The sequence below is a fragment of the Bacillus sp. ABA4_010 genome, from assembly GCF_056159105.1.
This window is the reverse complement of sequence record NZ_JBSWUN010000003.1, coordinates 2619121-2631375: the sequence shown is the minus strand read 5'-3', so window position 1 is coordinate 2631375 and position 12255 is coordinate 2619121. Positions and strand designations below refer to the sequence as shown.

At 38.4% G+C, this 12255-nt stretch carries 9 protein-coding genes; 6 read left to right on the top strand and 3 right to left on the bottom strand.

The genetic code is table 11. From position 1 onward, the window contains the following. The first annotated feature begins 1 nt into the window (after window position 1). Entirely contained in the window at window positions 2–673 is a 672-nt protein-coding gene (locus tag ACXAEO_RS14235) for a PspA/IM30 family protein (RefSeq protein ID WP_474882150.1), read from the top strand. A 142-nt stretch (window positions 674–815) separates the two neighbouring features. On the opposite strand, the gene ACXAEO_RS14230 is transcribed toward ACXAEO_RS14235, so the two are convergent. The 3 genes from ACXAEO_RS14230 to speB form a co-directional block, all read right to left on the bottom strand. After that, window positions 816–1634, bottom strand: a complete 819-nt coding sequence (locus ACXAEO_RS14230) for a transporter substrate-binding domain-containing protein (RefSeq protein ID WP_474882148.1) — start codon at window positions 1632–1634, stop codon at window positions 816–818. A 254-nt stretch (window positions 1635–1888) separates the two neighbouring features. Next, window positions 1889–2836, bottom strand: coding sequence for an alpha/beta hydrolase (locus ACXAEO_RS14225; RefSeq protein WP_474882146.1), 948 nt, complete (start codon window positions 2834–2836; stop codon window positions 1889–1891). Between the two features lie 295 nt (window positions 2837–3131). Further along, window positions 3132–4097: an agmatinase gene (speB, locus tag ACXAEO_RS14220; RefSeq protein WP_474882144.1), complete on the bottom strand. Its 966-nt coding sequence runs from the start codon at window positions 4095–4097 to the stop codon at window positions 3132–3134. 704 nt (window positions 4098–4801) lie between these two features. Between speB and ACXAEO_RS14215 the strand changes: the two genes are divergently transcribed. From ACXAEO_RS14215 to ACXAEO_RS14195, 5 genes are all read left to right on the top strand, one after another. Further along, window positions 4802–6148 carry an APC family permease gene (locus ACXAEO_RS14215; protein WP_474882142.1) on the top strand — a complete coding sequence of 449 codons (1347 nt, stop codon included), beginning with the start codon at window positions 4802–4804 and terminating at the stop codon, window positions 6146–6148. 104 nt (window positions 6149–6252) lie between these two features. Then, the gene (locus tag ACXAEO_RS14210; protein ID WP_474882140.1) at window positions 6253–6498 is read left to right on the top strand and encodes a biotin/lipoyl attachment domain-containing protein; all 246 of its coding nucleotides are present in this window, start codon (window positions 6253–6255) and stop codon (window positions 6496–6498) included. 195 nt (window positions 6499–6693) lie between these two features. Next, the gene (locus ACXAEO_RS14205) at window positions 6694–8832 is read left to right on the top strand and encodes a sigma-54 interaction domain-containing protein (RefSeq protein WP_474882138.1); all 2139 of its coding nucleotides are present in this window, start codon (window positions 6694–6696) and stop codon (window positions 8830–8832) included. A gap of 327 nt (window positions 8833–9159) precedes the next feature. Beyond that, the gene (locus ACXAEO_RS14200; protein ID WP_474884167.1) at window positions 9160–10632 is read left to right on the top strand and encodes an aldehyde dehydrogenase family protein; all 1473 of its coding nucleotides are present in this window, start codon (window positions 9160–9162) and stop codon (window positions 10630–10632) included. 35 nt (window positions 10633–10667) lie between these two features. After that, window positions 10668–12035: a putrescine aminotransferase gene (locus ACXAEO_RS14195; RefSeq protein WP_474882135.1), complete on the top strand. Its 1368-nt coding sequence runs from the start codon at window positions 10668–10670 to the stop codon at window positions 12033–12035. Window positions 12036–12255: the final 220 nt, after the last annotated feature.

Sequence of the window (12255 nt, the reverse complement as noted above, 5' to 3'; positions counted from 1 at the left end):
GATGGGCATTTTTAAACGGATTAAAACAATCATGATGGCTGAAACACATGGACTTTTGGATCGAGTAGAAGACCCCATTGAAATGTTAAATCAGCATGTAAGAGACATGGAGCAGGAAATTAATAGAGGTCAACAAGCACTTTCTAATCAAATTTTCCTTGAAAAGAAACAAGTTGCTTTAATAGCGGAAACAGAGAAATTAATTAGTAAACGAAACCGACAAGCAAAGTTGGCCGTGAAACACGAGGAAGAAGAATTTGCTAAACTAGCGGTGCAAGAAAAGTTAATCCAAGAAAAACAATTACACATTTACGAAGAGCAATATGAGCTGATTAAAAGCCAGACAACCGCTCTATGGGAACAGTTAAATCAACTAAAACAGAAATATAAAGAATTACAGCAACAACGAATGCTGCTTGTTTCAAGAGCAAATGTTGCCCGTTCGATGAAACAAATGAACAACACGGTTCTTTCATTCAGCAATGAAAACGTAGCGAGAGGAGTAGCGCGAGTGGAGGAGCAAATATTAATGATGGAAGCTGATGTACAAGCCAGTCATCAATTGGCTAACCCGTCCAGCGCTTTTCCTCTTCCTACAGTTGGTAGCTCGATGCAAGACGAGGTAGAAAGAGAAATTCAAAAGTTGAAAGAGTTAACGAAGGAACCAGCTTAACTGTATAAATCCATCTAGAAAATTGGATATGACGAAAGAGTGGTCATGTCGAATCGCATCTAGTTTCTTTAGTTGAAAATACGAAAAAAGAGAAAAGATGAACACGTTCGTATCATCTTTTCTCTTTTGGCTTGTATAGAGATTATTCAGCAGGAGTTTCGCTGCCGAACCATTTTTCAATTAATTGATCTAATTCGCCACTGTCTTTCATGTCCTGTAATACTTTATCGAATTCTGCAGTTAGCTCGCTTCCTTTAGGGAACGCTACAGCAGATCCTTTTTCGTCCGCATCTGGGATTGGAAAGCCTACAAGAGTCTCATCTTTATTAAAGTAGTTTTTGGCCACAACATCTTCAATGACTGCTGCATCAAAACGATTAGAGTTCATTTCTTGAATAATTTCTGGAATGCGGTTACGGTTTTCAACTTGCATATCGATTGTTTTTTGAAGTTCAATTGCTTTTCCTTCTTGAATCGTTCCTACTTGTACACCAACAGTTTTTCCACTTAAATCCTCAATTTTCTCAATCCCGCTGTCTTTTTTCGTAACAATAAGGTTGTTACTGATGTAGTAAGGAACAGTGAAATCAACGCTCTGTTTACGTTCTTCCGTAGCAGTCATCCCTGCCATAACAAAATCAACTTTACCAGATTGAAGGGCTGGAATAAGACCGTTAAAGTCCATATCTACCAATTCAACTTCATATCCAAGCTCTTCTGTAATAGCTTTCGCCAAATCAGCATCAAAACCGATAATTTCATCGCCTTTTGTTGTATCAATATACTCAAATGGAGGATAGTCTGCTGATGTCCCCATTGTTAGTACTTGTTTTTCTTCTTTCTCTGTGTTCGGTTCAGTTCCTTCTGTGGTTCCTTCTTCTGTGCTTCCTCCACATGCTGTTAGTAAACTGACAGCAAACATGCCACCTAAAATTGATGCAAACCATTTTTTCTTTTTCATAGTGTAAAGTCCCCTTTTCTATTTTTTTGAAAATTAATAATATTATAAAATAAATATGAAGCTTTGGAAATGATATTTAAAAAATTTATATATATTCAATAAAATGTATTTTAAATCATTTTATTGAATATAACAACTAATTTTTGAAAATTAAAAAGAAAAAGTATTATTGTAAGAAAATCCCACGATTTCTTTCTTATAATGGGAGCATAGCATTGTCATCCCTACATGCAATGTGACAATGTTTAGTAAGTTCATTTAATCTTCCAGTTTTCAAGCCACCTCGAGATAATTTGTTTTAATTCATCGTCGATTGGACGCTGCACTTGTTGTTTATAATCTTTTAAAATGGCTTTAAATCGATGATCAACCTTTGTTTTTCGTAATAGATGTGTCATATCTTCAATGAGGTGATATTCACACTCACCTTGTACAAATCGGCAAATGTCTTCTACTTGTTCGGGTTTTACTTGAACGTCTTTCGCTCCGGTAATAGCAAGGACAGGGCAATTTAATGCAGGTAAATATTCTCGTACATCAACTTGAGCATGTTCTCGATTCCACTTCGCGTTAATTTTTTTTCCTTTAAAACGGATTATGCTTTCATTTGTGTTATTGATTTTAGCGATGAGGTCATCATTCATTTTTAAAAATTTCTGTTCGACTTTCAACAAACGAAGCAACCATCCTTCAAATCCTGTTGTATGGCGCATATCTTCAATCATTTGTTTTCGTTGCCATTCAGTTGTGACAGGAAGTGGTTCGGCCGATCCAGACAGTAAAATGGCTCCTTGAACGGGGATTTTTTGATGAACAATTGGAATAATTAAACATCCTTCGCTATGACCAAGGAGAATAATGCGCTTAGTGTCAATTTCAGGATGCTGGCGGGCAAATTGTAAAGCGAATGTTGCATCGTCGACTAAATCAAAAAAACCTGCCGCAAAATAATTACCTTCACTTTCCCCAATCCCACGTTTGTCATAGCGTAGCGTGGCAAATCCTTGTTCTACCGCTAAGTCACTTAACTCTTTAAATGCGTTAATACGCAGTTTCTTTGCATTTTCATCTCGGTCAATTTCTCCGCTTCCGTGGACGAATAAGATAAGAGGGTGTTTGTCATGTCGATTTTGGGGAATTGTCAAGGTGCCTCTTAACTTGTATGTTCCATGAATCGTTACTTCATGTTCTGTAAATGTCACAGCCATCAGTCCTTTAATTTATCAGTATCTTTTTTTATTATATTATCAATTTTGATAATAATAAGTCAACAAGGCTGTAAAATAGCTTTCATAGTCTACGAATTATACTATGTGAATTCATGTAATAGAATTCTACAGTAAATAAAGAACGATTCATATTGAAAAGAGCACGCAAAAAGAGGAGAGAATCTTAGGAATGGATTTTGCAATATTCAAAAGCAAACAGCTTGCTGTAAACCATTGCAAGCTGTTTGTTTGGAGAGCGGAATGTCTAAACTAAGCGATGCAGTAATATTTATTCAGTTGCGGTAGCTATATTTGTTCCAACATTGTCCTTTACTTTGAGCGCAACGAGGCTGGCAAACTCATGGACGATGGTTGCTGCTAGTAAGGAAGTTATTTGGGTTGGATCATAAGGAGGAAGAACTTCGACAAGGTCAAAGCCGATAAACTGGAAGTCGGTTAATGAGCGAATAATTTGCAATGTTTCTAAGCTATTTAAACCACCAACCTCCAATGTTCCGGTCCCTGGAGCACATGACGGATCAACAAAGTCAATGTCAAAAGTTAAAAAACATGGCGTGTCGCCAATCTTTTGCTTCATCTCTTGGAGGACGTCTTGGATGCCACGTTCTTTTAGTTCCGGAGTGGTAATGACGTGATAGCCTAAGTCCTTACTAGAATCGATATCCCCTGGGTGATTCAATGTTCCTCGAATACCAATTTGAAATACTTTATCTGGCTGCAAAAGCCCTTCCTCATAAGCTCGTATAAAAGGAGAGCCGTGCCAATATTTTTCTTCGTAATACGTATCCCATGTATCTGTATGAGAATCAAAATGAATTAAGGCGACTGGTCCGTATATTTTAGCTGAAGCACGGAGGTTTGCTAATGTAACCGAATGGTCTCCACCTAATCCAATTGGAATTATTCCTTGCTCCATTAAATCGATCACAGCTTTTTCAATTAATTCATAACTACGATGAATGTTATGAGGAATGACGGATACATCCCCTACATCAATCGCATGACAATCCTCAAATGGATACACTTTGTGAATCGGATGATAGGGGAATAGAGTCATGGATGCTTGGCGGATAGCCTGTGGTGCAAAACGGGCACCGACCCGAAAAGAAGCGGCTGTATCAAACGGCATTCCGATAATGGCTAATTTTGCTTTTTCTTTTGAAGATGGTAAACGCATAAAAGAACCAGTCGTACAAAATTCGGGCTTAATGTCAGGTGATAAAGGATATTGCATATATTAATTCCTCCATTTTCCATATGGTTTTGTTATAGTTATATTTCCTGCAAGAAGTGTGCCATTTTTAAACCTGCCGTTGAAGTAATGGAAAGAAAGCGCGCAGTGTAAACAAGCAGAGTTTTTTAGGAATAGAAATTATGATAGACAGAATAGTATATGCAATTTTGAATAGAGAATGGAGGCAAGGCACGATGAAGATTTGACTAAAAGAATGGTCCAATAGGAAAATAACGTACATTATTTTGAAAACTAATAGTTAAGTAAACATATAGAAGGATGTTACTTTTTTCAATTTTTTTGTTCAGATTTTTTAATCCAGCAAAACTGGCATGAAAATTGAAAGGATGTTTAATGAGTTTCTTTTTTAGGAGATAAAGGTTTGATGAGAAAGGATAGGTTAATGATATGTGATGCAATGGGTTAAAGAAGAGGAGGGAGATAAAAAGAGAGATCAATAATATGACAGGGTAGTGAAGGACTATGAATGAAAGAATAGGAGAAAGTGTGCCAGCCAGATAAATGTATGTCAGAATATCTAACAAATCCGCGGGCGAAATAATTAAAAGCGTATATATTAAAAATGCAGAATTTTCAGACATAAAATAGGTTTTTATCAAATTTTTGTTATACATTCATGTTCACAAGAAGGAACGAGTCGTTTTTAAGGTGTGCTGATTTACATTATTAAGGGGGAATGATAGGTGGGAAATGGGGATCGGTTAAAGCAGTCGTTAAAATTGTGGCAAGTTGTGATGATGGGATTAGCATATATGACGCCAATGGTTGTATTTGATACATTTGGTATCGTATCGGATATATCAGGCGGACATGTGCCAGCAGCGTATTTAATTGCATTGGCGGGTATGTTGTTTACGGCAGCTAGTTATGGGAAATTAGTGAAAGTGTTTCCGACAGCAGGTTCTGCTTATACATATACACAAAAGGCTATGAACCCGCATCTCGGTTTTCTTGTCGGATGGTCCTCGCTATTAGACTATTTATTTTTACCGATGATTAATGCGTTGCTGACAAAACTATATCTTTCTGCTTTATTTCCAGAAGTTCCTTCATGGATTTGGGTCGTCATTTTTGTTTTGATTGTGACGTTCCTCAACTTAAGAAGTGTAAATATGTTGGCAAACTTCAACACCGTATTTGTGCTAATCCAAATTGCCATTATGGTCGTGTTTGTAATTTTAGTTATAAGGGGTCTTCATCAAGGAGAAGGGACGGGCACGGTATGGACGATGCAGCCGTTTATGACGGAAGATATGCAGCTTTCTGCGCTCGTAGCTGGGGCAACCGTTCTTTGCTTTTCCTTCTTAGGGTTTGATGCGGTTACGACACTCGCCGAGGAAACACCGAATGCGGTAAAGACTATTCCGCGCGCGATTTTTCTTACGGCACTATGGGGCGGGGTCATCTTTATTACAGCATCTTTTTTTATTCAATTATTTTTCCCTGATATGTCCAGATTTAACGATCCAGAAGCAGCCTTACCCGAAATTGCTCTTTATGTAGGTGGTAAGCTGTTTCAATCCATTTTCTTATGCACTACATTCGTTAACACACTGGCATCAGGGATGGCATCACATGCAAGTGTTTCTCGCCTTTTATATGTGATGGGACGAGATAATGTATTCCCAAACAAATGGTTCGGATATATTCATCCAAAATGGCACACACCTGCTTTTAACGTGTTGATAGTGGGAGGCGTTTCTTTATCTGCTATTTTCCTAGATTTAGTGATGGCAACGTCGCTCATTAACTTTGGGGCACTGATTGCGTTCACGTTCGTCAACTTGTCTGTTATTAGTCACTTTGTTGTCCGTGAGAAGAAACATAAAACAGTAAAAGGATTTATCAACTACCTTGTTTTTCCATTAATTGGTGCTGGATTAGTCGGAATATTATGGATCAACCTTGAGTTTAGTTCTTTTATACTTGGGTTAGGCTGGGCCGCCATTGGTTTTGCTTATTTATTGTATATTACAAAAGCATTTCGTTCTGCTCCTCCTCAATTTGAAGTGGAGGAAGTACAAGCATAGATGTACCATTTTTGAACAAAAGTACCGTTTAGAGCTAAGACTAAAAAGAGAGGGCATTCATTTGATTGCAAGAGATTTCGGGGGCAGGAAAGGCAGTGGTCTGATTGTATGAGGAAATGATTACAAGTCCTTGTTATGGGATAATTAAGAAAGTCTCAATCTCAAAAAATTCAAGGATTCATGTGGGAGAGCCGTTATTTTGGATTACAACTTTTGATGGATCAATTGAAACAGTTCAAATGAGCGTAAGTGGAGCTGTTCAATCATTAGAGGTACAAACAGGGGAAAGAGTCATTCCAGGTATGGTTTTAGCTTATATAAAAGAAGATAGCATCATTTCAGGGGAATAATGGAAAAAGTGCTACCATAAACTGAGTGACAAGCTATTTAATAAGAGATTAGCAAAAACCATTTAAGGAGATTGCGAATCTCTTTCTTTTTTAACACCGTGAGGGCAAGTGGAAAGAATAAGATTTCATATTTATGGAAAAATTCTGTTAAAATAGTGATAAGCAAAGTATTTGCTGTTTGAAGGGGGTTGAAAGATGTTCTCGATTGAAAAGGAAAAAATTAAACCGGTTGTAGCTTTGGATGTAGATGAGATAGGAAAAGACGGTTACGTAGCCACAGATTATATAAAAGAGCCATTTTTATTTTTGAAAAAAGAAAATCAATTGTTTGCTTATGTTCATATTCATAACCTTTTACATGGGGAGAGCAGGAAAGAAAAGGTAGCATTAAAAACATTACTTTCCTATGCAATTTCCATTGACCATGTGTGCCATTTGAGTCAGCATATTTCTTTACCCGTTCTTTTCCAAATTATTGGCGAGCCTATTGCAATGGTGAAAGATGAACAAGGCGAACTGTCGGGATACATACGAAGAGAAGATATACTTGCTGAACTGTTTAAACAAGAAAACAAAAGTGTGGATTTACTTAAAATTATTTTAACCTCTATTCCGATGGGCATGTTCATTGTGGATCGCGAAAAACAAATTATTAATTGCAATGATGCCGGTTTGAAAATGATTAAATCTACGTCTGAAAAAGTCATGAATGTGTCAGCAGAAACGATTTTTCAAGCTAGTCATATTCAAAATGTGTTTGCGACTGGAAAAACACTTCTCAACCAAATTCAAATTACGGATGAAATGGGAGTGCTTGTTGATTACAGCCCTATTTTCAATCTTGAACAGGAAGTAGAAGGAATCATTATCGTCGTCCAAGATTTGCCGATGGTTGAAGAAATGGCGCTGGAAATTGAATACATTAAAAATTTGAATACGGATTTGAATGCGATTTTATCAAGCATTTATGATGAAATATTAGTTGTGAATCAAAAGGGCGAGCTTTTACGTTTTAGTGAAACAATTATTCCTGATTTTTGGGGAATTGACTTAAAAGATCTTATTGGGAAAAACATTTTAGAGTTAGAAGATCAAGGGTTATTTAGTCCGTCTGTTACGCGTCTCGTATTGGAAAAAAAGAAGAAAGTATCTGTTGTTCAGGAAACGAAAAGCGGAAGGAAGATTTTAGCTGTCGGAAATCCTGTATTCAATGAAAAAAAAGAAATTGACCGCATTATCATTGCTTCACGTGATATTACAGAAACCACTCGTTTGCGAACCGAGCTGAAAGAAATGAAAAAAATATCCGAACAATATAAGAGAGAATTAGATGATTTCAAAAATAAAGACCGCTTCTTAAAAAAATTGATTTATTGCAGCCCAAAGATGGAACAAATTATGAATCAAGTGAAAAAAATAGCGGCATTTTCTTCTACCGTCCTCATTAATGGTGAGTCTGGTGTTGGAAAAGAAGTGATTGCGCAAGCCATTCATCAATTAGGGAGCCGTTCATCAAAGCCATTCCTTAAACTAAACTGTGGTGCTATTCCGGAAAATTTACTTGAAAGCGAACTGTTTGGTTATGTGAAAGGGTCATTTACGGGTGCTGATAAAAATGGAAAAGACGGTTATTTTAAACAAGCTGATCAAGGGATTTTATTTTTAGATGAAATAGGGGAAATGCCTTCGCACCTTCAAGTCAAACTTCTCAGAGTGCTACAAGAACAAGAAGTCATTCCGATAGGAAGTACGAAACCGATTAAAGTAGACGTACAAATTATCGCTGCAACGAATAAAAAATTAGAAAAAATGGTTGAACAAGGAACGTTTCGCGAAGATTTGTTTTACCGCTTAAATGTCATCCCCCTCCATATTCCACCGTTACGGGAACGAATTGAAGATATTTCCATGCTGGCCTTTCACTTCCTCCAGCAATTAAATGAAAAGTATCATAAAAGCTTTCAATTGACACCGGATGCTGTTAACGTATTGGAGTTTTATCTTTGGCCTGGAAATGTAAGGGAACTGCAAAATATGATTGAACGCCTGATCGTTTCAGCAGATGATCCTATACTTACGGCTGAGTTTGTTAGTCAATTTCTTCCGGTCAGCTACGGTTTAAAAACATCTAAGCCAATCATTACACGGGTAATCCCTCTTCAAGAGGCACTCGATCATGTTGAAGAACAATTAATTGAACTGGCGATGAAACAATACAAAACAACGACGAAAGCAGCAAAAGCACTCGGAATCAGTCAATCGTCCGTTAGTCGAAAATATCAAAAAATCGTCAATGGAAAGGAAATGAACCTTGATAAACGTTCTTATTCGTGAATAGGATGATAATAGTGAAGAGAAGAAATGAGTAGAATGTGTGCAAAAGGGTTCGGTGAGCAGTGGATGACTGCCAGCCGGACCTTTTTTTGAGAAAATCGCTGCTAATATTACGAAAAATAGTATATGTATGCACGTATTAATAGCTTATGCATCGTTGCATAACATTTTGGAACATATGTAGAGGGAACGCGATAAAGGTCAATTCCATCTAGGTTGGCATAGAACTTGCAAGTATATATGGATGAGGAGATGGATAAGGGAGGCGAAAGAAAGATGATTGATACAAAAGACGTGCAAGGTGTTCGTTATGATGGAGAAGATAGAATACTAGATTTAAAGATGTATATAAGTGGGCAATGGGTAGATTCAAGTAATCAAGAAAAAAGGCCCATTATTAACCCTGCGAATGGCAAAGTGATCGCTTATGCGGCAGAAGGAACAATAACAGATGCTAAAGAAGCTATCGCTGCCGCCAAGAGAACGTTTGAGGGCGGAGAATGGTCCGAGCTTCCTGCCATTGACAGAGCGGCTTATTTATTCAAAATTGCCGATAAAATGGAAGAATATCAAGAAGAACTTACTAACCTTGAAACGATGGATAACGGTAAAACATTAAGGGAGGCTGGCTTTGATGTGAGCGATGCGGCTACCTGCTTCCGCTACTATGCTGGTTTAATTACAAAGCCTGATGGCTATACGTACCAAGTTGCCGATCCGATGCAAGCAATGGTCGTTCGTGAGCCGGTCGGTGTATGTGGACTAATCGTTCCATGGAACTATCCGCTACTTATGAGTGTTTGGAAAATTGCACCTGCTTTAGCGGCGGGAAATACGATTGTTTTTAAGCCGTCTGAAGTAACACCTGTCACACCGACAAAGTTGTTCGAAATTTTTGAAGAAGTGGGATTGCCTCAAGGGGTTGCCAACATGGTGATGGGAGCCGGACCTGTTATTGGAAACGAGATTGCTGCGAGCCCAGATGTTGATATGATTTCTTTTACAGGTGGAACGAAAACAGGAAAGCACATTATGAGAACGGCTGCGGAAACGATGAAAAAAATTTCGTTGGAGCTTGGAGGGAAATCTCCGAATATTATTTTTGCCGATGCCGATTTTGAAACGGCAGTTGATTATGCGTTGTTTGGAATTTATGCAGGGGCTGGGCAAGTATGTTCTTCAGGTTCGCGTATTCTCGTAGAAGAAACGATTTATGAGAAATTTATTGACAGGTTTGTAGAGCGTGCTAGTCGCATTAAAGTAGGACCTGGAAATGATCCGAGTTCAGAAATGGGGCCGCTTGTCAGCCAACAACATATGGAGAAAGTATTGAACTACATTGAAATCGGAAGAGAAGAGGGAGCCCGTCTTGTATGCGGCGGAAAGCGCATTATAAAAGAAGAATTGAATAACGGTTTTTTTGTAGCACCAACGGTTTTTGTAGATGTAAAGCCAAACATGCGTATCGTACAGGAAGAAATTTTTGGACCTGTCGTGGTCATTCAACGCTTTCGGGATGAACAGGAAGCCATTCAGCTTGCGAACGATACGGATTATGGGCTTGCAGGTGGGGTTTTCACAATTGACGGAGCGAAGGCATTGCGTGTGATCAAAAAAATTCGTGCCGGAATTACATGGATTAATTCTTATCATCCAACTTACAATGAGGCGCCATGGGGAGGCTATAAACAAAGTGGAATCGGGCGCAGTTTAGGCACATTTGGTTTAGAAGAGTTTCAAGAAATTAAGCAAATTAATATTAACTTACAAGTAGAACCGATTGGTTGGTTTAAGGGATAAAAAAGGCTGATAAAAAATGAACAGGAGTGATGAGAATGAGTATTGATGTGAAAAAGGAAGAACAAGTTCAAAATGTCCATGATTATATTAAAAAGGTTTTATGTTTAATTGAAAAAGAAATAGTAACAGAAGAAGAAGCGAAATGGATTACAAAGGAAACAGTTGCTGGTTTCCGTGAACATGTGAATCCAGGTTTTCTCGAGTATCGGAAAACCGTGACGAAGGATACACAATTTGCCGCTGTCGAATGGTCAGATGAAGGGTCATGCTTTACTGATGTCAATGGCAAGAAATACATTGATTGTCTTGGAGGATTTGGCATTTATAATGTGGGACATCGCCACCCGAAAGTCGTTAAGGCTGTAACGGATCAATTGAAGCGTCAAGCTCTTCATAGTCAAGATTTACTCGATCCTCTTCGTGCGATGCTTGCCAAAATTTTGGCCGATATTACGCCTGGAGATTTAAAATATGCATTCTTTACAAATAGTGGAACAGAAAGTGTAGAAGCAGCGCTGAAGCTTGCTAAAATGTACAGTGAGCGCACGACTTTTATTTCGACGACCCGTGCCTTTCATGGAAAGAGCCTTGGGGCATTATCGGGAACTGCGAAAGGAATGTTTCGAAAGCCGTTTTTACCATTAATTCCAGGATTTCGTCATGTCCCGTTCGGGGATATTGACATGATGCGAAAAACGTTTGAAACATGTTCGCTAGTAGGAGAAGATGTAGCGGCTGTTCTTCTGGAGCCGATTCAAGGAGAAGGCGGAATTATTCTCCCGCCGGACAACTATTTGACACAAGTAAGAGAGCTTTGTGATGAATACGGAGCATTGCTCATTTTTGATGAGGTACAAACAGGGATGGGGCGGACAGGGAAAATGTTTGCTGCACAATTGTATGACGTTGTACCGGATATTATTTGTTTAGCTAAAGCTTTTGGAGGAGGCGTGATGCCTGCAGGAGCCATTGTAGCAAAGGAAAAAGTATTTAAAAGCTGGTTCCCAAACCCATTTATGCATACAACTACATTTGGCGGGAATCCGCTTGCCTGCGCAGCTGCCATTGCGACCATTGATATTTTATTAGAAGAAAACTTACCGGAAAGAGCAGCCGAAGTAGGAGAATATTTGTTACATGGATTGCGGGATGCGATGAGAGGACATGAAGATAAAGTGCTTGAAATTCGTGGGCAAGGATTAATGATTGGAGTGGAGTTTCATAAAGATGAGATCGGTTACGAAGTATCTCAAGGGATGTTTGATCGAGGCGTTCTTGTGGCGGGGACTCTGATTAACTCTAAAACAATTCGGATTGAGCCTTCTTTAACAATCAGCTATGAAGAAGTTAATACCGTAATTCGTACGTTCAAAGAGGTGTTAGATCAAGTCAAAGGTATATAAGTTGAGCTAGTATCTCTTTTCTTACCACAGGGACAACAACTCAGGAATCTTTCAAGATGGTATTAAATCTGACGGAGCCAGTAAAACATGGCTCCGTTACTACTTTGCTCAATTTAAATTAAGCAAAGTAATAGTGATGACTGGATTGAGAAGTGCCGTAAGAAATCGTTGAGAAAAAACATTTTACGAGGCACACGACTCTAAAAAAATAAATGATTGA

Bases quoted from the DNA above. Each gene is read 5' to 3' on its own strand.
- ACXAEO_RS14235 (WP_474882150.1), top strand. From the start codon at position 2: ATGGGCATTTTTAAACGGATTAAAACAATCATGATGGCTGAAACACAT.
- ACXAEO_RS14195 (WP_474882135.1), top strand. From the start codon at position 10,668: ATGAGTATTGATGTGAAAAAGGAAGAACAAGTTCAAAATGTCCATGAT.
- speB (WP_474882144.1), bottom strand. From the start codon at position 4,097: ATGCAATATCCTTTATCACCTGACATTAAGCCCGAATTTTGTACGACT.
- ACXAEO_RS14230 (WP_474882148.1), bottom strand. From the start codon at position 1,634: ATGAAAAAGAAAAAATGGTTTGCATCAATTTTAGGTGGCATGTTTGCT.
- ACXAEO_RS14205 (WP_474882138.1), top strand. From the start codon at position 6,694: ATGTTCTCGATTGAAAAGGAAAAAATTAAACCGGTTGTAGCTTTGGAT.